The 26,509-nt window shown below is 41.2% G+C and carries 25 protein-coding genes; 22 read left to right on the top strand and 3 right to left on the bottom strand.

Annotated elements, in window-relative coordinates:
- Positions 1 to 66: 66 nt before the first annotated feature.
- From BM398_RS12975 to BM398_RS17540, 12 genes are all read left to right on the top strand, one after another.
- Positions 67 to 1,854: a methyl-accepting chemotaxis protein gene (locus tag BM398_RS12975; protein ID WP_092338070.1), complete on the top strand. Its 1,788-nt coding sequence runs from the start codon at positions 67 to 69 to the stop codon at positions 1,852 to 1,854.
- A gap of 50 nt (positions 1,855 to 1,904) precedes the next feature.
- Positions 1,905 to 3,980, top strand: a complete 2,076-nt coding sequence (locus tag BM398_RS12980; RefSeq protein WP_092338072.1) for a methyl-accepting chemotaxis protein — start codon at positions 1,905 to 1,907, stop codon at positions 3,978 to 3,980.
- A 38-nt stretch (positions 3,981 to 4,018) separates the two neighbouring features.
- Entirely contained in the window at positions 4,019 to 6,064 is a 2,046-nt protein-coding gene (locus BM398_RS12985; RefSeq protein WP_092338074.1) for an ABC transporter substrate-binding protein, read from the top strand.
- Between the two features lie 41 nt (positions 6,065 to 6,105).
- Positions 6,106 to 7,509 (top strand): ElyC/SanA/YdcF family protein, encoded by a 1,404-nt coding sequence (locus BM398_RS17535; RefSeq protein WP_092338076.1) that lies wholly within the window; start codon positions 6,106 to 6,108, stop codon positions 7,507 to 7,509.
- Positions 7,510 to 7,758: 249 nt separating this feature from the next.
- Positions 7,759 to 8,517: an amino acid ABC transporter ATP-binding protein gene (locus BM398_RS12995; protein ID WP_092338078.1), complete on the top strand. Its 759-nt coding sequence runs from the start codon at positions 7,759 to 7,761 to the stop codon at positions 8,515 to 8,517.
- A gap of 45 nt (positions 8,518 to 8,562) precedes the next feature.
- Positions 8,563 to 9,426: a transporter substrate-binding domain-containing protein gene (locus BM398_RS13000; protein WP_092338080.1), complete on the top strand. Its 864-nt coding sequence runs from the start codon at positions 8,563 to 8,565 to the stop codon at positions 9,424 to 9,426.
- A 17-nt stretch (positions 9,427 to 9,443) separates the two neighbouring features.
- Entirely contained in the window at positions 9,444 to 10,142 is a 699-nt protein-coding gene (locus BM398_RS13005; protein ID WP_092338082.1) for an amino acid ABC transporter permease, read from the top strand.
- Positions 10,143 to 10,146: 4 nt separating this feature from the next.
- Positions 10,147 to 10,857, top strand: coding sequence for an amino acid ABC transporter permease (locus BM398_RS13010; RefSeq protein WP_092338084.1), 711 nt, complete (start codon positions 10,147 to 10,149; stop codon positions 10,855 to 10,857).
- A gap of 21 nt (positions 10,858 to 10,878) precedes the next feature.
- On the top strand, positions 10,879 to 12,195 hold the full coding sequence (locus BM398_RS13015) for a nitrogenase component 1 (protein ID WP_092338087.1): 1,317 nt from the start codon (positions 10,879 to 10,881) through the stop codon (positions 12,193 to 12,195).
- Between the two features lie 15 nt (positions 12,196 to 12,210).
- Positions 12,211 to 13,671, top strand: a complete 1,461-nt coding sequence (locus BM398_RS13020) for a nitrogenase component 1 (protein WP_092338089.1) — start codon at positions 12,211 to 12,213, stop codon at positions 13,669 to 13,671.
- Positions 13,672 to 13,735: 64 nt separating this feature from the next.
- Positions 13,736 to 14,476, top strand: a complete 741-nt coding sequence (locus BM398_RS13025) for an LppM family (lipo)protein (protein ID WP_092338091.1) — start codon at positions 13,736 to 13,738, stop codon at positions 14,474 to 14,476.
- Between the two features lie 178 nt (positions 14,477 to 14,654).
- Positions 14,655 to 16,682 (top strand): glycoside hydrolase family 11 protein, encoded by a 2,028-nt coding sequence (locus BM398_RS17540; protein ID WP_092338093.1) that lies wholly within the window; start codon positions 14,655 to 14,657, stop codon positions 16,680 to 16,682.
- Between the two features lie 110 nt (positions 16,683 to 16,792).
- Here the strand turns inward: BM398_RS17540 and BM398_RS13035 are convergent, their stop codons facing one another.
- On the bottom strand, positions 16,793 to 17,668 hold the full coding sequence (locus BM398_RS13035) for a YitT family protein (RefSeq protein WP_092338095.1): 876 nt from the start codon (positions 17,666 to 17,668) through the stop codon (positions 16,793 to 16,795).
- A gap of 87 nt (positions 17,669 to 17,755) precedes the next feature.
- On the opposite strand from BM398_RS13035, the gene BM398_RS13040 reads away from it, so the two are divergent.
- From BM398_RS13040 to BM398_RS13080, 10 genes are all read left to right on the top strand, one after another.
- Positions 17,756 to 18,184, top strand: a complete 429-nt coding sequence (locus tag BM398_RS13040) for a hypothetical protein (protein WP_092338097.1) — start codon at positions 17,756 to 17,758, stop codon at positions 18,182 to 18,184.
- Between the two features lie 21 nt (positions 18,185 to 18,205).
- On the top strand, positions 18,206 to 19,231 hold the full coding sequence (locus BM398_RS13045) for a hypothetical protein (protein ID WP_139233824.1): 1,026 nt from the start codon (positions 18,206 to 18,208) through the stop codon (positions 19,229 to 19,231).
- Between the two features lie 80 nt (positions 19,232 to 19,311).
- Positions 19,312 to 19,662: a hypothetical protein gene (locus BM398_RS13050; RefSeq protein WP_092338101.1), complete on the top strand. Its 351-nt coding sequence runs from the start codon at positions 19,312 to 19,314 to the stop codon at positions 19,660 to 19,662.
- Positions 19,663 to 19,980: 318 nt separating this feature from the next.
- Entirely contained in the window at positions 19,981 to 21,156 is a 1,176-nt protein-coding gene (locus tag BM398_RS17195) for an HNH endonuclease domain-containing protein (protein ID WP_242949815.1), read from the top strand.
- Positions 21,138 to 21,269, top strand: coding sequence for a hypothetical protein (locus BM398_RS17490; RefSeq protein ID WP_255367732.1), 132 nt, complete (start codon positions 21,138 to 21,140; stop codon positions 21,267 to 21,269). The genes BM398_RS17195 and BM398_RS17490 overlap by 19 nt, the downstream gene beginning before the upstream one ends.
- 56 nt (positions 21,270 to 21,325) lie before the next feature.
- Positions 21,326 to 22,315 carry a hypothetical protein gene (locus BM398_RS13060; RefSeq protein WP_092338103.1) on the top strand — a complete coding sequence of 330 codons (990 nt, stop codon included), beginning with the start codon at positions 21,326 to 21,328 and terminating at the stop codon, positions 22,313 to 22,315.
- 227 nt (positions 22,316 to 22,542) lie between these two features.
- On the top strand, positions 22,543 to 22,782 hold the full coding sequence (locus BM398_RS13065; RefSeq protein ID WP_092338105.1) for a hypothetical protein: 240 nt from the start codon (positions 22,543 to 22,545) through the stop codon (positions 22,780 to 22,782).
- Positions 22,783 to 22,840: 58 nt separating this feature from the next.
- Positions 22,841 to 23,272 carry a hypothetical protein gene (locus BM398_RS13070; protein ID WP_092338107.1) on the top strand — a complete coding sequence of 144 codons (432 nt, stop codon included), beginning with the start codon at positions 22,841 to 22,843 and terminating at the stop codon, positions 23,270 to 23,272.
- Positions 23,273 to 23,292: 20 nt separating this feature from the next.
- The gene (locus BM398_RS13075) at positions 23,293 to 24,411 is read left to right on the top strand and encodes an ankyrin repeat domain-containing protein (protein WP_092338109.1); all 1,119 of its coding nucleotides are present in this window, start codon (positions 23,293 to 23,295) and stop codon (positions 24,409 to 24,411) included.
- Positions 24,412 to 24,672: 261 nt separating this feature from the next.
- Positions 24,673 to 25,197, top strand: coding sequence for an L-2-amino-thiazoline-4-carboxylic acid hydrolase (locus BM398_RS13080; RefSeq protein WP_175531946.1), 525 nt, complete (start codon positions 24,673 to 24,675; stop codon positions 25,195 to 25,197).
- A 31-nt stretch (positions 25,198 to 25,228) separates the two neighbouring features.
- Here BM398_RS13080 and BM398_RS13085 read toward each other — a convergent pair whose 3' ends face one another.
- Complete coding sequence (locus BM398_RS13085; protein ID WP_092338113.1) at positions 25,229 to 26,167, bottom strand: IS3 family transposase; 939 nt, start codon at positions 26,165 to 26,167, stop codon at positions 25,229 to 25,231.
- Positions 26,131 to 26,430 (bottom strand): transposase, encoded by a 300-nt coding sequence (locus tag BM398_RS13090; protein WP_092338115.1) that lies wholly within the window; start codon positions 26,428 to 26,430, stop codon positions 26,131 to 26,133. The genes BM398_RS13085 and BM398_RS13090 overlap by 37 nt, the downstream gene beginning before the upstream one ends.
- Positions 26,431 to 26,509: the final 79 nt, after the last annotated feature.

The raw sequence follows: 26,509 nt of genomic DNA on the forward strand, positions 1-26,509 counted from the left end.
TTATTGCGCTATAATTGCTTATATGACGAAGTGTATTTTCTTTTTGGAGGAAAGGAGTGCATGTAAGTGAATAATAGCGCAGAGAACAGAACAGAAGGAATTAGTTTTTTCAAAAAAATCGGTTTTCAGAATTTAGCTGTAAATGTAGTTATGCTTGTGATGTTTATTGTTGCGATAGGCATTATGGATGCAAATATGAAGAACATTATAAGCATTTCCGTTGGGGCAAGTAATGATGAGATACAGCTTTTGAGTAAAGAAGCGAGACTCAGAGAAAATCTTATAACCATTGACGGTAATCTTTCAGCCTTGCTCGGCGCGGTATCGATGGGAACTAACGATCCGGCGAATTATGAGGTGTATTTTACAAATATTGATGCGGTAGAAAAAGAGATGCCGGATCTTCTTACATATTTGCAGGGAAGTATTTTGGTTACTCAGGCGGAAAACGGTCCTGCACAGATGGATGAGATCAAGAAGACTACAGATTCTTTTTTGGCCATTACCGATGATATGGTTGTTGCACTTCGTGCTGCGGATGCCGCAAAAGCGATGGATATATATATAAACCAGTATATAGATGCGCAGGCGGCTGTATACGCAGCTTATGATGCTGCGGAAGCTTCAATCGCGGTGCTTGGAGATGAGCTTAAAGAATACCTTGATATGATGTATGGCAAGGCGGTCGTAAAGACTGTAGTGCTGGTGGTTGCATTTGTAATCATAATTGTTATCAGTCTTGTTCTTAACGAAACAAGAATAAGTAAGAAGATAACAGGTATTGTTTCTGAACTTCAGAAGATCATCAGGGGAATCAACAATAATGAAGGTGACCTTACCGCCAGAATTGAAACAAAAACAAGCACGGAGCTTACCTTTATAGTTGGCGGTATCAATAACTTTATTGAGACTCTTCAGGGAATTATAAAAGAAGTTAAGGATGGCTCTGTTGTTCTTAATACATCTGCCGATTCAATGACGGATAAGATTGAAAAAGCAAGCGATAATATCACCAATACATCGGCTGCTCTTGAAGAGCTGTCCGCAAGTATGGATACCGTATCGACAACTGCGGACCAGATTTCGGGAAGGCTTGATGAAGTTAAAGAAGCAACTTCCGAGATCAGACAGGAAGCTGCAAACGGAGCAGAAACTGCCGAGAATATCAAGAAAGAAGCCGATGAGATCAAGAACGAAGCTCTTAAGAAGAAAGAGAATACCGGCGTGAAGGTCGAAGAACTCAGTGCGGTTCTTGAAAAATCCGTTAAAGACAGTGAGAAGGTTGCGCAGATCAATGAACTTACCAAGGTTATCCTTGATATTGCGTCACAGACAAACCTTCTTGCTCTTAATGCTTCGATTGAGGCTGCAAGAGCGGGCGAAGCGGGCAAAGGCTTTGCGGTTGTTGCCGAAGAGATCAGTGCACTTGCCGAAAACAGCAGACAGACAGCAGGAAACATCCAGACGATCAGTAATGAAGTTACTGAAGCGGTTAATACGCTTTCAACCAACGCCATGGATGTTATAGAGTTTATAAATAATGACGTATTGAATGACTATGATACATTCGTTGAGACCAGCGATAAGTATGAAAATACCGCGGTTGTCATGGATGATATCCTTGATAAATTTAACAGAAAAGCAGATAACCTTAACACAATCATGGATAAGATGGCTGACTCAGTTGAATCCATTACTGAGTCTGTAAAAGAGAGTACTCAGGCAATCAACCTTTCGGCAGCAAATTCTTCCGAGATTGTCGGACAGATTCAGGGTATCAGCGAAGCAATGGGAGAGAACAACAAGGTTACAGACCAGCTAAGCAACAGCACAAAGAGATTTGCAAATCTCTGATTTGGGGACGGGGGATCACCACCTTTTGTACATGAAAGGAGAGCCGCTCAATGAAAAAGCTGAACAGCCTTAGGGTTAAGCTGACTGCATTCTTTCTGATACCTGTCATCTTTATAATTATTGTTGGGTATACCGCTTACTCTATAGCATCAAGTGGAACACAGGAAACTTATGAAAGTAATGCCGTAACTGCGCTGCAGCAGATGGCAAATTACTATGAGCTTACCTTTTCGGTTGTTGAGGGTAAGACAGAGCAGCTCTCCGGTCTTTCTGAGCTTAAAAACTATTACGGCGGGGCATATACGGATACCGAGGAGTCAAGGAATGCTCTTTCCGAGATATACCGAAGTGCCAGAAACCTTGCCCAGTCGGACAATATAGTCGGAGATATGTCTATCCTGGCCTATAAACAGACATCGTTTTCCGTGGCAAACGGAAACTATCTGATGTTTAATTATGGCGGATCATCGGCAGCAGATGAATTTGATAAGACAGGTGATTCTTCTTTATTATCTGCAAGTCCCAATGCAGGTGCATGGATGGGAACGAGAGTATTCATCGATTCCTATCAGGGCGCCAATGCCATTGAGGGCACTCCTTATTGTGCGGTCTATGTAGAGCCATTTTATGATTCGCTCGGTGAAAAACTCGGCTATATTTCCACAGATATAAGACTTGATACATCTCTTGTTGCGCTTGAAAGAATCAACCTCGGCGAAGGAAGCACATTTGCATTTATAACTTCCGACGGCGTTGAGACCAACATGAACGGCAAGAGTAACGCAAACGAAACAATCTTTGCCAATACAACATTCTTTGAAGATATTAAAGCATCTTCCGAGGCATCGGGAGTTGAGTGGATGAAAGATGCCACAGACAATAAAGTATATCTATATGTCTATGCAAAAGTAGGAGAGTCCGGAGCGGTTATTTGTGGCCGCATTCCCGAGACTGTGATAAGCGGAAGCGTAAATAACATAAGAGTTGCATCTGTTATCGCAGTGATCCTTGCAACTGTTGTTTCTTCGATAGTCGGAATTATCGTATCGAACAGCATCGGAAGCACGGTTAAGGGAATATCGGATGGATTCGAACAGGCTGCACAGGGCGATCTTACAGTTTCAATCAGTTCAAAGCGCCGTGATGAGTTCGGTGCACTTTCAGGTTCAGCAAGCAAAATGATAGAAAATACCAAGCGACTTCTTCTTAAGATATCAGCAACCGCCGATTCCCTTAAGAAGTCCTCGGATGATATCGGAGGAGCATCAGAGTCGCTTGTTACTGCGTCCGAAAATATTACATCATCTGTCGACGAGATCAGACTTGGTCTCGATCAGCAGGCGAATGATGCTCAAGGTTGTCTTGATGAGGCCGACGTACTGACGGAAAAGATCGAAGTTGTAAGAAAGAATGTACAAGCGATCGGAGATATGGCATCAGATGCGGATGAATCTGTTAAAAATGGTATCGAAGCGGTAGAAAACCTTAAGATAAAGGCAAATGAGACCAGCGAAGTTACCAATGGCGTTATAGAGGATATCGAAGCTCTCGCAAAAGAAACATCATCTATCGGAAACATCATTGCTACGATCGATGAGATTGCAAGAAGGACAAATCTCCTTTCTCTTAACGCATCGATTGAGGCTGCAAGAGCGGGAGCTGCCGGAAAAGGCTTCTCCGTAGTTGCGGAGGAAATCAGAATGCTTGCCGAACAGAGTGCAGTTTCCGCGGGTGAGATTGGAAATATCATCACAACGGTTACGGCAAAGACCGAGCAGACGGCGACCGCAGCCAAGCATGCGGAAGAAATCGTAAAACAGCAGGAAGAAGCGGTAGAAGCAACGCTTTCGGAATTTAATGTAATAAATGAAAACTTCAAGACGATTGCCGATCATCTTAAAGAGATCGGACTTCAGGTGGCCGATATGGAAAAGGCGAAAGTCAATACACTTTCTGCTATTGACGGTATCTCGGCAGTTTCGGAAGAAGCGGCTGCTTCGTCTTCGGAAGTTGGAAATACGGCTCTTGATGCACAGAATGCTGCAAAGAATCTGAATGATGTCATCAAGGATCTTAGAGGCGCAGCTGATTCACTGACAACAGAGCTCACGGGATTCAAGTTATGATGACCGGCGGACAATGATCAATAAGGAGGATTACACGCATGAATAGAAAACATATTGCGCTGTCTCTTGCGGTGGTTATAGTCTTGACGGTATCAGGATGCGGCAGCAGAAGTGTAAAATTAAATCAAAGAACAGAGTCTTTTACCGATACATCGTATGAGCAACCGGCTTCTGAGGAAGCCGCAACGTCGCAGGCAGTCTCTGAAGTAAACAGAGGAAGCCTCAACTATTCGGAAGCACCTGAACTGTCAGCAAAGGTAGGTGACGGAAGCCTTCCTGCTGTTGATAGCAGGCTCCCTATTAAAGAAGATGTCTTTATCGCACAGACGGATGCAACGGGAAATGCCCTTGAGATTGGCGAGTACTGCGGAAATTGTAATATGCAGGGAGTTTCGGGTTCATGGGGTATAGCAAGACCTGTGCTTGAGAGTATTATCAGGTACAACTGCGACGGTAGCTACGTTCCGAACGTAATTAAGAGCTATGAAGCAAACGAAGATTATACAGAATGGACGTTCAAATTAAGACAAGGAATGAAGTGGTCCGACGGCGACGACTTTAATGCGGATGACATTACATTCTGGTACTACATGGTTCATATCAACAATTATGATACAAAGGCAAGCTGGGAAGCGCTCAAGGATAATGAGACGGGCGAATTCGCCGTGCTTAAAAAAGTTGACGATTATACCGTAACCTGGAAATTTGATACGCCCAAGTATCCCGGTGCTTTTATTGAGAACGGTGATCTTAAGTGGTGCTGGGCGCCTTCACATTACCTGATAGATCTTATTCCTGCGTCGCTATATGTAGAGAATGAATATTGGGAAAATACGGGACTTTCCGACGGACAGGTATTGGCTAACGCCGCAGCTAAGGGAATGTCCTTTGAGTCTGTAGCCGATCTTGGAAAAAATGCCTGCTACTATTTCTGGAATGTTTCGGGTATCCCGACAGTAAACTCCTTTGTTCTAAGTACAGAGGAAGGGCATAACTCAAAAAGCTCGGAAATATGCATACTTGAAAGAAATCCGTATTACTGGAAAGTTGATGCGGAGGGCAAGCAACTTCCGTATTTTGACAATATCTATATGTTCAATGAACTCGAAGATAAAACGGCGGCTTTTGCAAATGGCGAGCTCGATTACATGGATGTAGGAATGGAGCAAATAGGTTCAATGCTTTCGGAGCTTGGAGATGCAGCTATACTTAAGACGGTGCTTGGCTCGAGCTGGGGAGCGGATCAGCTGACATTTAACTATACATGTAAAGACAAGAACTATGCAGATCTTTTTGCAAATCCCGATTTCCGTCAGGCGGTTTCCATGTGCGTTGACCGTCAGGAAATATCGCTCCGTATCTCGGAAGGATTCATGAGACCGGGACAGTGTGCGCCGTCAACGGGAAGCATGGGATATGACGAAGAGTGGTCCAAGAAGTGGACGGATTATGATTTTGCTTCGGCGCAAAAACTCTTTGAGGGATGCGGACTTAAGCTTGGAAGCGACGGATATTATCACTTTGCGGACGGTTCGGACCTTTCGATTGATTTTGTATCTCTTGAAGGAAATGCAGATACCATATACAGCGCATTAAAGAGATATTTTGATTCCGCACACCTTAAGACAACTCTTACGGATTATGATACGGAAACCTATGATCAGCTTATTGACGATAATGACTGGATCGCATCGATGTGTCCTCATATGGACGCCGGTGGACTTTCGCTAAGTGAGAGAGCAGCTGCTTTTGTACCGATAGCACAGGCTGCCGAGTGGTATGGAGAGTACGGAACGTATTATACCGATCACAGCCTGGGAGTTGCACCTACGGGAGATATGGAAAAGCTCGTCGAATACTATGAGCAGTGGATCAACACGGCGGACAGCGCCAAGAGAGATGAGATAGCATCTAGCATCTATGAACTTCACAAGAATAACCTCTGGTCCATAGCTTATGTAGAAGGCGCCAATTCCTACTGCCTCATAAATCCGAAGTTCCACAACTTCGCAAATAAGCTCGTAAGCAATGACCTGTATCAGTATATGAATATTTACCACTTTGAGACTTTATTCAAAAAGTGATAGAATTTACCATTATCAGTGCCATTAAGTGTAATAGCTTAATGGCACTTAAGATTAATGGGATGGTAAAAATGACTTACAGGATTATTGCTTTATTTTTTATGCTTGTGTTCTACGGCATATATTTTACTAAGATGATGCTTCAGAAAAAGAAGGGCATTGTCACCGATCAGATCGCAAAGGGGAAAAGTCGCGACAAAGGCTACTATATTGAGCTTACAATGAAGATTGCGACTTACCTTGCTCCGCTTGCCGAGGTTATATCGATCGTCCTCGGAACGGTGGGCTTTCCGTTGATGTTTAGGATCATTGGAATGTACTTTGCGTTTGTAGGGGACATTGTCTTTTTTACTTCTGTATATACGATGCGCGACAGCTGGAGAGCGGGCGTTGCGGAAGATGATAAAGAGAAAAGAAATCTTGTGACGATAGGGATATATAACTACTCAAGAAACCCTGCGTTTCTCGGATTCGACCTCGTGTACATCGGAATCCTTCTGATGTTCTTTAATCCGGTACTTCTTGTGATCTCTGTATTTGCAATGGTGATGCTCCACCTGCAGATCTTACGTGAAGAGAAATTTCTTGAAAAAACCTACGGAAGCGAATATACGCAGTACAAAGGCAGAACAAGCAGATATGCCGGAGTGGGACGACCTACGCCGTCAAAGATACTCATGTATATCTACTTTGTACTTACTATCTGGTCGGTTCTGTATTATTTTACATGCCTTGCGTACGGCGGAGGACTGACACTCTCGTGGGTATGGCTGTGGCTGATAATCGCAGCATTTTCCGCACTTAGAGTCTTTATGCTAAAGCGTCGAATAGACGGAAGGGAAAAGAAAAAGCTCCCTGCGGCGGTTAAATGGGGATATCGCATTGCTTTCACGGTATTTCTGACATATTTTGCAATAACCGAAGTTAAGATAATCCGTGCAATGAGCGCAAGACCAAAGGAAGACCTTGATTACATCATAGTTCTCGGCGCCGGACTTAAAGGAACCGAGCCTAGCAATCAGTACAAAGCAAGGATAAGAAAGGCAGCAGAGTACCTGGATGAAAATGAAAATACGAAGATCATTGCATCGGGCGGTCAGGGCAGCGATGAGGAGATAAGCGAGGCTGAGTGTGCAAAGAGAAAGCTCATAGATCAGTACGGTATCGATGAAAACAGGATCATCCTCGAAGAAAAGTCTACCGACACGGAGGAGAATCTTAGATACAGTCTTGAGATTATAGGTGACCCTACGATATCAACAGGCATAGTGACCAACGGCTTCCACGAGCTCAGAGCAATGTCGATAGCCAAAAGAGAAGGGTATAAGAACGTTTCTTCCGTTCCTGCGAAAACTCTTTTCCCATGCGGAATTCACTATGTTGTCAGGGAATTCTTTGGGATGACGGAGTTCTATCTTAAGGAGATTTGTTATAGCCAGCGATAAGTAAAGCGTAATATCAAATACTTTCAAAATTATTGACAGATAAAATTGAGAAATTATATAATCCCTATCAAGATGGTAGGAAATAAAACTACTTGAAATAATAATCATATAAAGAAATTAGTTAACTGCAAGAAACAAAAATGCAACTGACTGGAAAACCGGAGGTGACACATAAGCATAGTGTGTTGTCTTCGGTTATTTAGTTTCTTGCGTTATTTTTTTACCCAAAAATAAGGAGGAGTCGGGCAGATGATAGCAGTAGAGCACGTGAAAAAGAGCTTTGGCAAGCAAAGTGTGTTAAAGGATGTTTCTCTTGAGATAGATGATGGGGATGTGGTGGTTATTCTTGGACCCAGCGGATCGGGAAAAACGACGCTCCTTAGATGTATCAATTTTTTGGAAAGAGCGGATGAAGGAAATCTGCTGATAATCAATGAGAGAATCGATCTTCACAGTGCCAAGCGCAAAGAAATTTTGAATGTCAGAAAAAGAGTAGCTTTTGTATTTCAGAACTATGGTCTGTTTGCGAACAAGACGGCTCTTCAGAATATAACAGAAGGCCTTATTGTAAGTAGGAAAGTGCCGAAGGATGAGGCCAATAAAAAGGGAGAAGAGATACTTGAATGGGTAGGGCTTCTTGATAAAAAAGATTATTATCCTAGTCAGCTTTCGGGCGGGCAGCAGCAAAGAATCGGCATAGCCAGGGCTGTTGCGCTTGATCCTGAACTTATTCTTTTTGATGAGCCGACATCAGCACTTGATCCCGAACTTGTGGGTGATGTGCTTTCGCTTATAAGAAAGGTTGCCAAAAAAGGAATTCCAATGGTGATAGTCACACATGAAATGTCTTTTGCGCAGGAAGTCGCCAATAAGGTGGTATTCATGGACGGAGGAGTCATTGTGGAACAGGGAACACCTAAGGATATCTTTTACCATCCGAAGGAAGAAAGAACCAAAAAGTTCCTTGAGAGAGTGCTTATTCAGGAAAAAGAGATTTATTACATATGATAAAAAAGCTTTTTTAATAAATAAAAATCAGAAGGAGGTTTCAGTATGAAAAAATTTATCACGACGACAAAGATTAAGAAAAAAGGTTTGGCAGTCATAATGCTTGCTGTGCTTAGCGCGGGGATTTTGCAAGGGTGCGGAAGTAATGCGGCTTCTGCGAGTGCAAAAGGTAAAATCGATCAGGATGGTGTGGTAAAAGTCAAATTTGCGAGCGGAACGAACAACTGGCCGTTTTGCTACGTCGATGAAGAGGGAAATCCTGCGGGATTTGAATTTGATCTGATAAAAGAAGTGGACAATCTGCTTGAAAATTATGAGTTTGATATAACGAGTACGGAATGGGAAGACCTGGTAACATCCGTAAAGCTGGGAAAACTTGATATTGCCAGCTGGACTATAAAGAAAACACCTGAGAGGGAAAAAGAATTCCTGTTTGCCGATGAGTGGGTGACGACGCAGAAATTTTATCTGACGGTTGGAGCCAATAATGAAGAAATTCATAGTACAGATGACTTGCAGGGAGCAACCGTTGACGGATCTCATCCCGATGAATACATATATGTGCTTTGGGATAAGTACATCAAAGAACATCCGGAGCAGAACATTAACCTTATTGCATCGGGTAATCCTTTGAATGACGCGGGTATAGAAGCTCTTCAGAACGGTTCTACGGATGCGGTGTTCATGGATGATGTGACTGTTGCGGGACAGAATGAGAAGCGCGGAAAAGTTCTTAAGATACTCGGAGAGCCTGTTTCGGAGGAACATGGATTTTACATATACAGCGAAGGTAACGAGGAACTCAAAGAGGCTGTCGATGAGGCGATAATTGAGCTTAAAGAAAACGGAACCTACGATGAACTCTATGATAAGTGGTTTTCGTTTATAACGGATGAACTTATCAAATAAAAACAGGAGATGGGAGTATGGGCAAGTATTTTACATGGGAAGGCTTCTTTAAAGCCGCTCCTCTTATCATTAAATATCTTCCTGTAACGCTTGGAATCACATTCATTACACTTGGGATTGCGACCGTGATCGCTGTGCTTGTGGCGGCGATACGCGTATATAAAGTTCCGGTCCTTTGCGGAATTTGCAAGGGATATCTTCATATTATCAGAGGACTTCCGTATGTGGTGCTGCTTTTGCTTGTGTATTATTTCCTTCCGTTTCTTGTTTTTAAGCTATTCGGAATAGATATAAACGGATGGGATAAAAAAGTATTCGTGATCATTGCGTTTGTGATTCATGAAGGCGCGTATATAGGCGAGATATTCAGAGCTGCGGTTGAAGCGGTTCCGAAACTCCAGCAGGAAGCGGCATACTCTGTAGGACTTACGCAGTATCAGGCTTTTTTCAGAATAATCCTTCCGCAATCCGTTAAAGTTGCGATTCCGGCATATGGGGCGAATTTTGTAGAGCTTTTTCATAACACGGCGATAACATACATGATCGGTGTTATGGATTTTATCGGAAGAGCTACGTCGCTCGGAGGAGCATCATTTAACTATATTGAGACATACTTATTTGTTGCTGTCGTATATGCGGCAATAAGTATAGCAATTGAATTTTTATTCAAATATGTGGATGCGAGATATCAATTTGGGGCGAAAGTAAAGGTGTAAAAATATGGAAATACAATTTGATCGAGTGGTGTCAAGCTTACAATCAGGGCTTTCGTACCTTGGTAATACTTTAAAAATCTCGGTAATAGCAATATTACTTGGGACGATAATTGCCTTGATAATTGCATTGGTTCGCTTTTACAGGATTCCTGTCCTGTCGCAGGTTTTTGCATTTTTTGTTACGGTATACAGAGGAATCCCCATCATGCTGATTCTTCTTATAGGGCACCTGCTCTATGTCATGTATTTTGATTCGGTCGCAAGAGCCTTGCATCTGTCTGTGACGATAAAAGACGTAGACATAATACTTCTAGGCTACATAATACTTACGATAGGAGGAATTCCCTCAATCAGTGAAACTTTCAGGGGAGCGATGAATTCCATTGATAAAACCCAGTTTGAAGCATGTTATTCGGTTGGACTTAATACATCTCAAAGCCTTAGACGCATTATACTTCCGCAGATGCTTCCTGTGGCGTTTCCGGGATATATAAATAATATTCTCGGCATAGTAAAAGGAATTCCGCTACTTTCCGCAGTCGGGATAATGGAGATAATGAGCGGAGCGCTTGTTCCGTGTAGTGTGAGTTACAGCTATCTTGAGGGATATGCGGCCACAGCAATAATATATTTTGTTTTGATAACGATCATACTTGCGGCATCAAAGAGGATTGAGAAATATCTTATGAGATACCGGGTCATAACAAATGAATAAATTAAGATCTTGGAGGAAAAAATGTCAACAATAATTGAACAACCACGATATTCATGTGCTATCTCTGCTCAGCAGACCGTGCTGGCAATTCCAAGAGCACATCCAATACTTCATTCGGGCCCCGGATGTTCCGAGCGAAGTACGTATTTTAATACAACGGCAGGTGGTACAAGAGGAATCGGATATACCGGAGGGCCGCATGTATCATGTACTAATTCTACGCAAAAAGAGATTGTGTTCGGAGGAATACAGAAGCTTCGCGATACGATATCGGGCGCGCTTAAGATTATCGATGCCGATCTCTATGTGGTTCTTACCGGATGTACGTCGGAAATTGTAGGAGACGATTCTGTTTCTACAGCAGCAGAATTTGCAGATAAGGGATATCCTGTTGTGGGAGCTGAGACTGCAGGGTTTAAAGGAAACGTGTACTTTGGATACAAAGAAGTTTTATCTGCGATCATCAACCAGTATGTGGGAGATGCTAAGCCTGAAGTGAGAAAAGGTCTTGTTAATGTCTTTTCCGTAGTTCCGTATCAAAATCCGTTCTGGCAGGGGGATCTTCAGGAGATAAAAAGAATCCTTGAAAAGCTCGGATTGTCCGTAAACATTTTGTTTGGTGCGGAGTCAAAAGGAGTGAGCGAGTGGAAAGATATACCGAATGCTGAATTCAATATCCTGTTGTCACCCTGGGTTGGAAAAGATATCGTGAAGCTTCTTGAAAGTAAGTACGGCACGCCGTTTATCGAGTTTCCTTATGTTCCCGTTGGGGCGCAGAGTACCGGAGAGTTTCTTAGGAAAGTCGGCGAATATGCGGGACTTTCAAATGAGCACGTTGAAGATGTGATAGACGATCTGGAAAAAGTGTATTATGCCTATTTTTCCGATCTTGAGAATTTTCTTTTGACCTTTAACAATGAGTTTGCGTGGGAGTACTTTGCTGTTGCCGACAGCAATTATGCGCTTGGAGTCGGCACCTTTTTGACAAATGAACTGGGACTTACACCCAAAGGAGTGTACATAACGGATGATGCTAAAAAGTCATACCGGGAAGAAATATTAAAGCGGTTTAATGAGGAGAATGAGCTGTTCAATGACGTTGTTGTATTTGAAAACGACGGAGGTATTATACAGGCGGATATAAGAAAAAAACAGGGCGATGACAGGGAACTTATTCTCGGAAGTACCTGGGAGAAGATCCTCGCCCGTGAGACAGGGAAATATTATACATCTTTAAGTATTCCTTTGACGCAGGACTTTACGCTTGATACATCCTATGCAGGATATAAAGGAGGAATCAATCTTCTTAAAGAGATTACCAGAGATGTTTTTCGATAAAAAAGGAGCAATGAGATGAGTGTTTACAAAAATTCGACAGAAGTCGAGATCCGTGAACGAAGGCTTGGATCGGTGCTTAGCTATCACGGCAATCTTACAAATCTTATAAATAAATCCAAAGAACGTTCGCTTTGCGCAAACTGTGCCAATTACGAGCAGTGCGGTAACTGCGGTCAGGAGAATGCGGGCACTCTTACGACTTGGATAAAAGAGAGCGTTGTTATCAATCATTCGCCTGTGGGATGCGGACTGGACGGAATAATGTATGCGGCATCGGTAAGAGAAAATGCGATAGGGCAGGACAGACGCGTAAGGAGACTTAGCACAAACCTTCAGGAGAAAGATACGATATATGGAACGACCCGAAAACTTGAAAGTACTATCGATGAAGCAGTAAAGCGCTTTAATCCAAAGGTAGTGTTCGTATTATCCTCATGCGTTGCGGGAATAATAGGTGATGATCTTGAAAGCGTTGCGGGAGAAAAATCCGTGGAGCATGGGATTCCCGTTGTGCCGATCTACTGCGAAGGTTTTAAATCCAAGATGTGGTCGTCGGGATTTGATGCGGCTTATCACGGGATCCTTCGGCATCTTGTAAAAGAACCTGAGAAAAGACAGACGGACCTTGTGAATGTGTTTAATTTCTGCGGAGCAGACAGGTTGGAAGATCTTCTTAAGAAAATCGGGCTTCGGACAAATTATGTCACCACGTTTGCGACCGTGGGTGATATAGAGAGTATGTCGGCAGCAGCTTGCAGCGTACAGTTCTGCGATACGTTATCGTCTTATATAACGACGGTGCTTGAAGAAAAATATGGTGTTGTGAAAATTAAAAATGCACCTCCGTTTGGAATAAGCTGGACGGATGACTGGCTTCGTGAGATAGGAGAAGTGACGGGACGAAGCGATGAAGTTGAACGTGTAATAGAGGAGGAACATAAGAGAATCGAGCCTGAACTTGAAAAATATCGGAACATACTTCGCGGTAAGAGAGTGTTTATCATGACGGGCGATCAGTTCGCTTTCCAGCTTGCAAATGCAGCAAAAGATCTTGAGATGGAAGTGGTCGGAATAGCGGCGCTTCATCATGATCAGGTTCCGGACGGAAGCAGTGAATACGGTGCACTTCAAAAATATGAGAAAGATCACGGAAACTTCGGAAATGTAAATGTGTGTCCGAAACAGCCGTATCAGGCCGTTAGATTTATTAAAGAAGCAGATCCCGATCTTCTTATATGCAGACATCCCGGTGTCGAAAATGCTGCGATAAGACTTGGTATACCTGTTGTCCCCGAAGGAGACAAGAACTTTTCTATAAGCTATGACGGAATCTTAAAGCTTGGAAGGAGGGCTGCAAGAGCTCTCAGGACGCAGAAGGTGATAAAAAATCTGTCCAAACATACGAAACTTCCGTATACGGACTGGTGGCTAAGTGACGAGGCAGATACATATGCTTTTGAAGATGCACAAAATTAGGAACAAAAAGAGATGAATATGCGAACCGTGACAGAATAGCCTAAAATGTTATATAATAATTTACATGAAGAAAATCAGATCATTATTTATTTTTATTATTTGCATATTGGCGCTTACAGGCTGTGTCAGATTCGATGCAACGATGGATGTTAAGCTTAACGGCAAGATGGATGTTTCCATATGCTATGCGATGGTCGACATGGGCGACCGTGACCTTGAAGAAATCCTCTCTGATGAGCAGATGGAAGATTACAAAGAGAATGGCTGGGATGTCGAGGGATACAAGAATGGAGGATATTCCGGATATATTATCAGGAAAGAAAACGTCTCTGCGGATGAACTCAGCGATATTTCCGATGAATTCAAGTCGCTTAAGCTTACGAGGAAAGGCCTTAAATACTCGCTTGAGTGGGATATATTCCGCGATGCGAGAGACAGGGATTTCTCAGGTGATTACAGAAGCTATGTTAAAATGAGCGGTGCGCAGATGAAGCTTACCGTCAATCTTCCGGCAAAAGCTCAGGCACACAATGCCACGCATGTTTCGAGGGATGGAAAGACCTATGAGTGGGATCTTCTTAACTTTGACGATCCCGACGGAATATACCTCGATTTCATGCTTATCGATTTCAAGTTGATGGCAGCAGCTGTGGGCTTATTGCTTGCTCTGATCATAGTTGAGGTCGTAATATTCAAATGGCTTAAGAACAGAAAAAAGTCAGGAAAGAGCGGGGGAAACGCAGGTGGCAAACTCCTAAGTTCGCTTAAATCACTGGCTCCAAAAGGCAAAGGTAAGAAAAAATGAGAAAGTGCGGTTGCTTGAGATATGTATACTCTTGCAACCGCGCTTTTTTTCTATCTTTATAACGCACATATCGCATCTAATGCGATAGCTGAGCGGATATATTGCTTTCACATATGTAAACAACATGTTACAATACGATTAATGTTTTAAGAGGTTTAGATGGAGGAGGATATCGTAGATGAAAAACGGTTTAAAAGTAGCGCTGCTTTCCATTGCGTTATGTGCCCAGTTATTCGTCCCTGCACTTAAAGTTCAGGCGGCTACGACAATAACTGAGAATAAAACTGGTAATCAAGACGGATATGATTACGAGCTTTGGAAAGATGGCGGAAACACAAGCATGACGCTGAATTCCGGTGGAACATTCAGTTGTCAGTGGAGTAACATAGGAAATGCACTTTTCAGAAAGGGTAAGAAGTTCGACAGCACAAAGACATATCAGCAGTTAGGCAATATTTCTTTTGATTATGGCTGTGACTACAAGCCGAACGGAAACTCTTATCTTTGTGTATATGGTTGGACCAAAGACCCTATGATCGAGTATTACATCGTAGACAGTTGGGGCTCATGGCGTCCACCCGGAGGATCACCAAAGGGTCAGATCCAGGTTGACGGTGGAACATATGATGTTTACGAGACAACTCGTGTAAATCAGCCTTCAATTGAAGGTAACAAGACATTCAAGCAGTACTTCAGTGTTCGTACTGAAAAGAGAACTAGCGGAACTATCAGCGTTTCTGAGCACTTCAAGGCTTGGGAAAAGATGGGAATGGGTCTTGGAAAGATTTACGAAGCAGCTTTGAATATCGAGGGATATCAGAGTAGCGGATCTGCCAATGTTTATAAGAATGACATGAAGGTTGGCGGTTCATCTTCAAGCAATAACAACAATAATAATAACAACAGTAACAAGAACAATAATAATAACAATAACAACAGCAACAACAATAATAACAGTAACAAGAATAATAACAACAATAACAACGGTGGCAACAATAACGGCGGAAACAACGGCTGGAATTGGGGCAACTGGTGGAACTGGGGAAACAACAGCGGAAACAATAACAACAGCAATAGCGGCAATAACGGCGGTAGTGCTCAGAGTTCCGCAACAGTTCAGTGTGAGTCCATGACTAAGAGCGGACAGTACGCTGATACCATCGGATCACCTTTTAACGGAATGGCTCTTTATGCAAATAATGATAAGCTCAGCTTTACTCAGAACTTTGCAAGCGACACAAGTGATTTCACACTTCGTGGATGCTCAAATAACAACAACATGGCAAGAGTTGATCTTAAGATCGGCGGCCAGAACAAGGGTACATTCTATTACGGCGGACCTTATCCCGCAGAATATACAATCAAGAACGTAAAGCACGGCACAGGAAACCAGACTGTAGAGCTTGTTGTAACAGCTGATAACGGTCAGTGGGATGCTTACGTAGATTACCTTAAGTTCAGTGGTGCGGGCTCAAATTCAAGCTCAAGCAACAACGGACAGAATAAGAACAATAACAATAACAACAATGCTGCAAAGAATAACAACAATAACAACGCAGCAAACAATAATAACAACAACGCAAACCAGAACAAGAACCAGAAGCTTATCGCTCTTACATTTGATGATGGCCCTACAAGCACAACAAACGAAGTGCTTGATATTCTTCAGAAGTACAATGTTAAGGCTACATTCTTCCTTATTGGACAGAATATTAACCAGAACACAATCAACACAATGAAGAGACAGGTTAACATGGGATGTGAGCTTGCAAGCCATTCTTTCACTCATCAGGATATGTCAAGAATGAGCGCTCAGCAGATTAAGGATGAGCAGCAGCGCACAGCATCAGCAATCAAGAATGCGGTAGGCACAGATGTAAAGTTCTTCAGACCACCTTACATCGCAATCAGCAATACAATGTATCAGAACATTGATGTTCCTTTCATTCAGGGAACAATGCACAATGACTGGTTAGACAATACTTCAGCTTCACAGAGAGCTCAGTCAGTACTTAACGGGGCAAAAGACGGACAGATCGTTCTTCTTCACGATTTCCAGGGAAATTCGAAGACAGTCCAGGCTCTTCCTCAGATCATCGAGGGACTCCAGAAGCAGGGCTACACTTTCGTAACAGTAAGCGAACTTTTCGAGAAGAAGGGTGTTAATCCTAACGTTGAGTACAAGATCTGGTCAGCAACATATTGATCATATAAATGGGGATAAAATAAACAGGTAGGTTACAATATATATATTAAAAGAGAAGGCAGCTAAATATGGCTGTCTTCTCTTTTTGCTCTTTCAAGATGAGATTTGATTTAATCTTCCGGAATACGATAGAAGCGTCCCGAGACTCTTTCGGATTTGAATACATTTACGAATGAGGCGGGATCCAGTTCTTTTATTGCATTGATTATCTGGGTTACCTGAGTGGCGGTGATTACTGAATATACGACAGATTTATCTTTGTCGCCTTCGTGTGAGCCTCTGCCGTAGATAATCGTAGAGCCGTGGTTTGACATCTTGTAAATCAGGGCACTGATCTCGTCAGGGAACCGCGTGACTATAAACAGCGTAGTTTGTTGGTATTTACGGTACAGAACGTGGATCACTGTCGTGGATGCATATTGGAATATAATGGAATAAAGAGCTCGTTCCCAGCCGAACAAAGCGCCGGCGGTAATGAGGATGCAGGCATTAACATATAATGCAACGTTGAAACCATCAAATCCTTTTTTGTACAGATAAATAGCTATGAAATCAATTCCTCCACTCGTCGCGTCCATTAGAAGACAGAGGCTTATAGCAACTCCGTTTATGATGCCTCCAAAGATGCTGATGAGTATAAGGTCGTTGGTTATTACATAGCCCGGAATAAGATCGGCAAGAATACCTGTGAGCAAGATAACAATGCATGAAAGTGAAGTGAACTTTTTTCCGATATACTTAAAGCCTATAAAAACGGGAGCAACGTTTATGGCGACGTTAATAGGAGTATAGGGAATCTTGATCCCTATAAATCTATCCGCGATCTCCTGTATCAGAAGCGTCAATCCGGTCGCTCCTCCGGGTAAGATACCTCCTGTTCTGACAAAAGATTTGATATTAAGCGCAAATACCACAGAAGCAATAGTCACCACAACAAATCGAAGCGACATCCATCTGTAATTATTTCCTTTAATCTTTTCGTTCATTTTAGACCATCCTTAAATATTCATTTCTACCAAATAATTATATCATTAGAGTATAATTAAATAAAAATAATCAGGAGGCAATACGCTATGGCGTTTAACATTAGCAAGATCTTCGAAAGTTATGAACCTTTTAGCAGGATAACGACTAAAAAAGAATACGAAGAGAGGATGAATACGTTTCTGACTGAGAGATACGCTTATCTTATAGAACTTACTGAGGCCACAGATACAGCTGCTGCCTCAAATGCCTTTTGCGACGGAGTGCATGAGGAGTTTAAGAAGTTTGGAAAGGTCCGCACGGGAGAGCTGATGGATCTTAACTGCTTCCTCATTTACTATATTTTCCCCGCTATTCTTAAGAATGAGGGGGAAAGAGCTGCAGCGATATGCGACACTCTCAAGGATACATGGAACAGCCGTTTTAAGTGCGACATAAACTATACGAATTATGAGAGCTTAATGGGAGGATTTAAGAAAAAACTCCTGGGAATCATGGTTGAAGAAGAGGACAAATGATAGACGGGGAGGAGTATGCGCATGACACGAAATAGATTGAAATTCATGGGGCTTTTGGTTTCATCTGCTTTGCTTGTAGCATGTGGTGAAAAGAATGTAGAACAGGCAGCAGTTGAAAGTTCGGAAGCGGCAATCGAAAGCACAAGTGAAGTTGCAGAGAGCACCGGCGAGACGAGCGAAACTCCGGAAGGCGGAAACATTTTTGCTCAAATGCCGAAGGGCTTCACGTTTTCAAGCGGTGCGGGTGCATGGGCTACATCTCTTGAATTGTCTGAGGACGGCTCATTTACAGGAGACTATCACGACTCGGATATGGGGGACAGCGGCGACGGTTATCCAAACGGAACAATTTACGTATGCGGATTTTCGGGCAAATTCTCAGATCCCGCGCCTACGGAACATCAGAATATCTATTCAATGAAGCTCCAAGAATTAAATATAGATGATAAGGAGAAGCTTAATACAGAAGAAATCATAGACGAAGTTAAGTATGTCTACTCTGAGCCCTACGGACTTGAAAATGCCGATGAGCTCCTTATCTATACGCCGGGAGCGCCTCTTTCCGAAATACCTGAAGAATGCATGTCATGGACATCTCTTAGTGCTTCGGTTTCAGATGTCGTACCTGACGGCTATTATGTAATTTATAATGTCCACGACGAGGAAGCATTTTGCGGAATGACTGACGGCTGCATATGGACACGTGATTTTAAATACCAGAATGGCGAAGCATATGCAAACTTTAGTCCGTCATGTTCGGGAAGTTATCTGGTGTTCTTTGCCAAAGAAGGTACTCCCGCTTCACTCTCTGTAAAGGTTCCGTGGGACGGAAAGAATGAAGAGCCGATGGTATGTGAGAGTTATTGGCACGACGATGCCGACAATACCCAGGTTAAAGTCACAGTGAAAAAAGATGCGACCTCAGAACCTGATAAGCTGAAATATGTACTGACACTGGAACATGTTTCAGATCCGCAGTTTGATTTTTTAGCGTGGGGAAGTGACGAGCCGGGGAAGTTGAGTGTAGTGTTTGAAGAGGGGGAGTAGGAATAGGCTGATGGGATTTCTTAGAGTAATAGGCTAAGCTTGCTGGAGGAGAATGTTTATTTACTATTTGTGGAGGATTTATGGAGAATTCTGTTAAGGTTTTTTTTGATTGGAAAAGCAATAAAAAAAGAAAATCAGTGGAAGAAAAAAATATAGACAATAAAATCGTTGCTAAATGGGACAAATTAGACGTTTTATATTCATTTATTGGGGTTTACACGATTGGAATATATGTTTTTTATAAGCAGTTGTGCAAAAGAACGGCTTATCAAATTAAACGATTGGATAATGAGTTTTTTAGCATAGATTATCTTTCAAATAACTATATGAGTTTCCCTGATTTAAATGAGGTGATTGTGAAATCTGAGTTTATAAGCGAATATGATTCTGTGGGAAATGTGATACCTATATGGCCGGGGGGGGAATGTTGACCGAGGGGTATCGGCAAAATGTTTTGATATTCCAGAAATATATTTTGGAAAAAACATCCCGAATGGTTTAAAGTTTTATGTAATAATTATCCTGAAGCAAACGTGCACTTGATTATAAAGGATGAATATATACTTGATACTAAGGAGTTCTTGGATTACATGGATAAAGATACATACGTGCGGTATCTGAACCATATAGTTGATGTGATTAAAAAAAGAAAAAAGATACTACTACGCGTAGAAGAATAGTTATGATTATGAATGACTTATGGAAAATTTGGATATAATTTTACTTTAGATGGAAAATAGGAGGTTGTCATGCCTGATGATTTCACTTCAATTCCATATGAATTAAAAATCAATGGAGACTACTATAACCATCTGGATATAGAGGGATTCTCACATATGATGGACTCGCCGTCTTCGTGCTATAAGTTTTATTGGCTTGAGGCGATAGTGAATCTTATCTCGGAAGGTGTTTCTCGGACTACTTTTGATGAGATTATAAATGAAATGATTGCTAACGCTTGGTATTCTGTTCGTGAGTATCATATTAATCTAAGCGGTATCTACTATGGCGATAAGGATGCGCTTCAAAGGGCTGTGAATAGACTTGCTGAAGTGAGTGGGCTTGCAGCGAATGCTTCAAAGGTTGAGATAAAGAATAAGATCAAAGAATATGATAAGGAACTCAAGGAAGCAAAAGATCAGCTGATTAAGATGGTACCATATAGGGCATTGTCCGGCTTTTTGAGTAAGTTGGATGGTTATAACGGCGATGATGGTATAAAAAGAATTACTGCCTATATCGAGCTCGTGAATAATATTACTGTTCTTCCATACACATTTGGAAAAAGTCTTGCGCTTAAGAAAGAAGTCTTTTTTCACCCGGACTGGATGAAGATGATTCAGGATAATACAGTTCCCATATTGGGATGGATTCAGTATAAAAAACTGAATTGGCTTCAAAATAATAATCCTGAGGTACCGGGAATGATCTATAAACTTACTCCTATGGATGCAACGAAACGTAAGTTGAATGCAGTAAGAAAGCTATGGGATGCAATTTTTGAATTGAAGCCGATTAAAGATGTATTTACTGAAGAAAATATAGATTGCGGTAATTATGATGTGGACCATTTTATACCGCGCAATTTTGTTATGAATGATGAGTTATGGAATCTTATGCCTATGGATCCGTCGCTCAATTCGTCTAAGAGTGATAAGCTTCCGAAGTGGAAGCCTTTTTTCAAGAGATTTTCCAATAATCAGTATCAACTTTATAGCCTGATACATGATGATAATTATCCCGGCATACATAAGCTTTTTGTGAATTGCTATAAGGATAATTTGCATTCGATATGGGCAAACAAGGAATTATACAATCCGAATAATTCGATTGAGAAATTTGAAAAAGTTTTGGAAATGAATATGCGGCCTGTTTATGATTCTGCCAGAAGACAAGGGTATGAGTTATGGACGGGTGGAAGATGAAGTTTAGATGCATGGGAGAAGCTATGCTTGTGAACATGGAAGTGAAGTTTAAAAAGTATCTTGAATCTGAGAGCGGTGCTTATAAGTGTACAGAAACTTTATGGGGTGACTGATGGATTAGTTGATGGAAATCTTTCTAAGATTATAAATAATACAAAGGGGAGTAAATATGCATGATATTTTGGATATAAAAATTCTATTTAGGGGGATGTATTTTATTTCTTGTGCGATTTTAATGGTGTTTGTCTATAATCTAAATCTATATTGGAGGAATCAAGGCAAGCCTCCAAAATCTGATAACGTCGATGCTGTGGGAGAGTTTTTAAGATATAAACAACTTATTATTTTTATAAGTCTTATTGCCATCATGGCGTTTATTGCTGCTTTTTTATTAAAAAATAATGATATCTTTGAAGCTGGAGTTGCTATCTGTCCTATAGTATTATATAGCTTGATAAAAGCGGATAAAGGTTGCTTTTTTATTGAAAACGATAAATTTTATGTGGATGAATTAGAAAGATTTTTTGGCGGAATAATGTTGTTGGGGATATCAAATTTGCGTGTATTTCAGAAAGCATACGTGATAGATATTAGTGATGAACACAAATTACAATCCTTAGTGGCGATTGTATTGTTATCTTTTTTTTCGTATTTGGCATTATATTACTTTTTTATGAATCTTTATATTTTATGCGGCTTAAAAAAATGGGATGAAAAGGATTGCATTCATAAAAGAATAGCAAAACATAATAACAGAACGGCGCTCTTAAAAGACAATATGCGTCAATACTATATGAAACATGTAAATGGGTACGAGAATAAATCAAAAATAGTAAAGATTATCTTTTTTGTTCCGGTATATATCGGTTTGACCATATATTCATTTATAAATTGTTGTAAGCAGTTGATAAATGCAATATATATTTTTGGTAATAAAAAAATGTGTGATTTTATTGAGGCCAGTAAGAGCTACTTAGATAATGATAAGTTTTTACTTTTTAAGAAAAGTACTAAACAGCTTTGCGTTATGATTGCACTTTGCTTTATATATTTTTGGATGAACTTCTCTGTTGGGGAGAATTCTTCTTTGACAAAGATTGTAAGTGGTTTTGCAACTATGATAATTATTCCTATTGCAATTAATAGATATACATCATGAAAGAAATCTCACTCAATAGATATACTGGATACTTTGATTAAGGATACTCTGATTATTAATGTTTTCTGTTATATTTATTTTCCTACCTGCTATTGAACTGTCTATGTTTCTTCTAGGATAATTCTTTTATTAGAAAGAATTATCCTATTATGGGAGAGAAAAACAGATGATAAAAAGAGTGGAACGTTTTTTGTAAAAAAGATTTCTGAGTTTTTGGATATTCCTTTTTGGGAATAATATTTAATAATTGGAATTGGCCAGATTTTACTGAGATTAAAGACATGTATATGGCTGGATTGCTGCTTACATTAGAGATAGGTGTAGTTGGGAGTCTACTTATTATTTATAATATTTTTGCTTGGATAATAAAAAGTGATACAATAAAAAATTTCTTAGGGAAAGTATTGCTGACTGTTATTGCGAATGCTTCTGTTGAATGGATAAAAGAGGGTTTGGCGATAAAATGAATATTTGATGGGAGACATAGAAGGCTTAACTGTATTTACGTGGCAGGAATTATAGATTATGTACGAGAATCTTTTTGTTTATGCGCTTTTGTATTCTGTTGGCTATGATACGATACAACAGTATCGAGAATTACTGGATGCCATCGTTCTGGCTAATCCGAAAGATTACGAGGCAATGGAACTTCAGGATATGTCTGATAAAGAGACAATTCTACATACTTTGGCAATTATGGATTCTGTTGATTTTGATAAGGATTCTTTTGGTCAAAAGCTTATGGGTGCGCTCAAAGAAATCTATGAGGGGATATCTGACATAACGGTGTTTGGAAATCGTATGTATGAACTGTGGAATCATCTTCCGGGGAGATTTAATATGGAGGAGCCTTTTTATACACTGAGTTACGCTGATGATTGCTTGTCTATTGGAGATGAGAAGCAGTGTCGCGAATTGTATGAGAAATCATTTGGATTTTACGGAGATTGTGAGTAGATTATGTATGAGGATGGCAAATGATGTTTTTGTTTGGCAAGAAGGCAGAGGAAAAAGTCGATACTCCTCCTAAGAAGAGCGGGAAACAGAAAAGGAAGACTCTTCCTAAAGATATTGAGGAATACATAAACGATGATGATGCTGTCAAAGCGGTTTTTGATATGTGTGATATAAACGCCTACGGAGGCTATCGCAAGGGGAACATTTTCTTTTACATGATCTCGGAAGAGATGATCAAATGGTGCCTAGATCATGGGGCGGATATTGACTATCAGGACCAATTTCATACTACTGCTTTGATGGAGCATGTGGGAGTTGCGAACAAAGAACATGAGAAGCAAGCTCTTTTGCTGATAAAATATGGTGCAGATGTGAATTTCATGGGAGGGACCATGAAGGATTGCGCTCTTTCTCGCGCTATCGGAAGCGGGAGCGTTAAGGCTGTGGAGGCACTTCTCACTGCCGGAGCTGACTTAAACGCTGAGGATTTTCGTCATCATACTCCGCTTGAATCTGCTTTTGCAAGAGCGTTGCCAATTGATCTTATAAAGCTCGCTCCTGTAACTGAAATGTTTCTTGAAAGGGGCGTTACTGCAAGTGATACTGTTAAAGCAGAATTTTTAAGGGTGGCAAAAGATATTGAGTTCAGAAGAAGCGATGCCGACACGGATTTCATTAAGCGAGTCGATGCGGCAATGGATAGGTTGTATGAGATTCTTGATGTACCTAGAGTGCCGAAGAGGCAGCAGTATGATGGCGTGAGTGAAATCAGGCCCAAGGCTGATACTTGGCAGAAGCAGCACGCAGAGTTGTGGGAACTTCTTGTTCCGGGCAGTGGGCATGCGACTACGGTTCAGGGTGAGGTTATCAGAATCTCAGGTAAGCTTGCCTATGAGATTTTGGATAATGGCAGCATGAACTGGGATGCTGATTTTGCGGAGCTGGTAAAGGTGTTTGTGTCTTATCTTAAGATGGGGCAGCAGCTTTCGGATGCAGAATATGCGGAGATAGATGAGATTGTTAAAGGCATCAAGGATAAGGATGATGAGGAGCTTAACAGGCTCACGGAGCTTGGGGTAAAGTGGGTGACTTTGAATCCTATGCCTATGAAGCTTGAGAGTGTGAAGTATAGAAGATAGAGGTTTCGCTGTGTTTTGGGCGAGTTTATGATTACTTAAGAAAATTGCGGACTTTAGTGGATTTGCTATAATGTAGTAATATCAAATTTTGAATAGCAGCTTTTTCTGTATTTACGGAAGAAGCTGTTCTTTTAATCCTACTATGGAGTTGAATTTTTATTGGGTCACGCTGACCCGATAAATGACCCAATAAATGACCCAATAAAAAGGTGACTGTTAATTTAGAAATGAATGATAACATTAAGGAGATTGGCTAGAAGTATGAAGACAGTAGAGAAGGCTATGAAGGGGATGAACTTCATAAAAGGCGAGGTTTACAAAGAATTTGCACAAAGTGATGCAGATGAGATCTGGAAAAATGCTACAGATAAACTTGAGAAGATAATGGCAGATCATTCGAATCTTCCCAAGGGAGTTGCGGCGCACACAGACAGAGTAATATTTCCCTCAGCTGCAATTTATCTTTCTATGAAGGAAAAAGATGAAGATAAAGCATTTGAAGTAATGAGAGTAGCAATGAAAAACAGAAGCGAGCAGGCGGGAGCGTCTTTAGCAAGAACTGCAAAGGTTCCGGGATTTACAAGATTCTTTCTCGCCATGTGGGGGCCAGTGGCTCGTAAGAGTTTTGGAGAAGCTTCAGGGTTTAAAAATGTCTTTTACCCCAAAAAGAAAGGTGAGTTCTGCATGGACATAACACAGTGTCCATATCACACATATCTCACTGAACTTGGGTGTCCTGAGATAAATAAGCTGTTTTGTGATAATGATATGCTCCTATGTCAATAAATAGTACAAATTAAAATGAGAAGTTTGCCTGCTAGGCTGCAGGCAAAGTCATTACTTTCTCATAAAGTTTTTCAAACTCGTTAGGAGACATGTAGTCACAATGGCTGTGAATCCTAACAGTGTTATAGAAGGTTTCTATATACTCAAATACAAGCCTGTATGCATGGCTATAGTTGTAGATTGTGAAGCGGTTGAGCCACTCCCTTTTAATCAAGGAATGGAAGGATTCTATACAGGCGTTATCGTATGGATAACCGCTATGAGAATAGCTGCGCTGCATCTTTTCAGTAGCTTCTCTCCATGCATTTGAAACATACTGGCTACCTCTGTCACTGTGGATTATTAATGGCAGATCAGTGTTACGACAGGCTTTTGCTTTATTTATAGTTTCAATTACTGTAGATACATCCATTGTGTCTGCAAGAGTCCAGGCGATGATTTTCCTGGCAAATAAGTCCATAACGCAGTTGAGATATGCAAATCCGTCCTGAGTCCATATATATGTGATATCAGTGCACCAGACAGCGTTAGGGCGCTCTGGATTAAACTGTTCGTCGAGAATGTTGTGAAGTTCACTGCTGAAATCAGAGTCTCTGGTAGTGGTGGTCCAAGGTTTGATCCACTGAGCTTTAATACCCATTTCGCGCATGTATTTACCTACTGTGCGTTCCGAAATGGTCTCACCAGATTTACGAAGTTCCTGAGTTATCTTTGGCGCTCCGTAGTTCTGTTTAGAATCATCATAGATTTGCTGGATCTGCTTTTTCACAGCCTCTTTTCTTTGCTTGGAAGGAGAGACTTTACGGTTGAGAAAAGCTCTGTATCCAGATCTAGACACGCCTAGAGATTTCAGCATTCCGGAAGTAGAGACACGGCGTTTTGTAACTTTAGATGCCTCTACCTTAGCAGTAACTTCCGTGTATATGATTTCCGTTAATCGTTCCCCAGAATGCTGATAGCTTTTTTTAATACTTCAAGCGCATCCTGAGTATCTCGTAATTCGCGTTTAAGACGTGCTATTTCTTTGGCTTCGTCTGAAGAGTAGTTACCTGATCCTCTTGTAGGAATGTCACCATCATTGTTTCTGAACTGGGTTTCCCACCTTGCTAAGGTGCTGGTTCCTATTCCGAGATTCTTGGCACATTCAACCTGAGTGAGATCAGGGTGTTCCTTGCGATAGTTGACAGCATCCAACTTGAACTGCTTTGTATGTTGCTTGTTTTTTCTAGGCATAATGAGTTCCTCCTCTTGTATTATATGATATTTAAGGGATTAACTCATTTTAAAATGTACTAATTAGATGCTAGCACTA

The sequence above is a fragment of the Butyrivibrio sp. M55 genome, assembly GCF_900116865.1.
Taxonomy (GTDB): Bacteria; Bacillota; Clostridia; order Lachnospirales; family Lachnospiraceae; genus Butyrivibrio.

Coding starts and splice junctions, on each gene's coding strand:
- BM398_RS12980 (WP_092338072.1), top strand. CDS start 1,905: ATGAAAAAGCTGAACAGCCTTAGGGTTAAGCTGACTGCATTCTTTCTG.
- BM398_RS12985 (WP_092338074.1), top strand. CDS start 4,019: ATGAATAGAAAACATATTGCGCTGTCTCTTGCGGTGGTTATAGTCTTG.
- BM398_RS17535 (WP_092338076.1), top strand. CDS start 6,106: ATGGCACTTAAGATTAATGGGATGGTAAAAATGACTTACAGGATTATT.
- BM398_RS12995 (WP_092338078.1), top strand. CDS start 7,759: ATGATAGCAGTAGAGCACGTGAAAAAGAGCTTTGGCAAGCAAAGTGTG.
- BM398_RS13000 (WP_092338080.1), top strand. CDS start 8,563: ATGAAAAAATTTATCACGACGACAAAGATTAAGAAAAAAGGTTTGGCA.
- BM398_RS13005 (WP_092338082.1), top strand. CDS start 9,444: ATGGGCAAGTATTTTACATGGGAAGGCTTCTTTAAAGCCGCTCCTCTT.
- BM398_RS13010 (WP_092338084.1), top strand. CDS start 10,147: ATGGAAATACAATTTGATCGAGTGGTGTCAAGCTTACAATCAGGGCTT.
- BM398_RS13015 (WP_092338087.1), top strand. CDS start 10,879: ATGTCAACAATAATTGAACAACCACGATATTCATGTGCTATCTCTGCT.
- BM398_RS13020 (WP_092338089.1), top strand. CDS start 12,211: ATGAGTGTTTACAAAAATTCGACAGAAGTCGAGATCCGTGAACGAAGG.
- BM398_RS13025 (WP_092338091.1), top strand. CDS start 13,736: ATGAAGAAAATCAGATCATTATTTATTTTTATTATTTGCATATTGGCG.
- BM398_RS17540 (WP_092338093.1), top strand. CDS start 14,655: ATGAAAAACGGTTTAAAAGTAGCGCTGCTTTCCATTGCGTTATGTGCC.
- BM398_RS13035 (WP_092338095.1), bottom strand. CDS start 17,668: ATGAACGAAAAGATTAAAGGAAATAATTACAGATGGATGTCGCTTCGA.
- BM398_RS13040 (WP_092338097.1), top strand. CDS start 17,756: ATGGCGTTTAACATTAGCAAGATCTTCGAAAGTTATGAACCTTTTAGC.
- BM398_RS13045 (WP_139233824.1), top strand. CDS start 18,206: ATGACACGAAATAGATTGAAATTCATGGGGCTTTTGGTTTCATCTGCT.
- BM398_RS13050 (WP_092338101.1), top strand. CDS start 19,312: ATGGAGAATTCTGTTAAGGTTTTTTTTGATTGGAAAAGCAATAAAAAA.
- BM398_RS17195 (WP_242949815.1), top strand. CDS start 19,981: ATGCCTGATGATTTCACTTCAATTCCATATGAATTAAAAATCAATGGA.
- BM398_RS17490 (WP_255367732.1), top strand. CDS start 21,138: ATGGACGGGTGGAAGATGAAGTTTAGATGCATGGGAGAAGCTATGCTT.
- BM398_RS13060 (WP_092338103.1), top strand. CDS start 21,326: ATGCATGATATTTTGGATATAAAAATTCTATTTAGGGGGATGTATTTT.
- BM398_RS13070 (WP_092338107.1), top strand. CDS start 22,841: ATGTACGAGAATCTTTTTGTTTATGCGCTTTTGTATTCTGTTGGCTAT.
- BM398_RS13075 (WP_092338109.1), top strand. CDS start 23,293: ATGATGTTTTTGTTTGGCAAGAAGGCAGAGGAAAAAGTCGATACTCCT.
- BM398_RS13080 (WP_175531946.1), top strand. CDS start 24,673: ATGAAGACAGTAGAGAAGGCTATGAAGGGGATGAACTTCATAAAAGGC.
- BM398_RS13090 (WP_092338115.1), bottom strand. CDS start 26,430: ATGCCTAGAAAAAACAAGCAACATACAAAGCAGTTCAAGTTGGATGCT.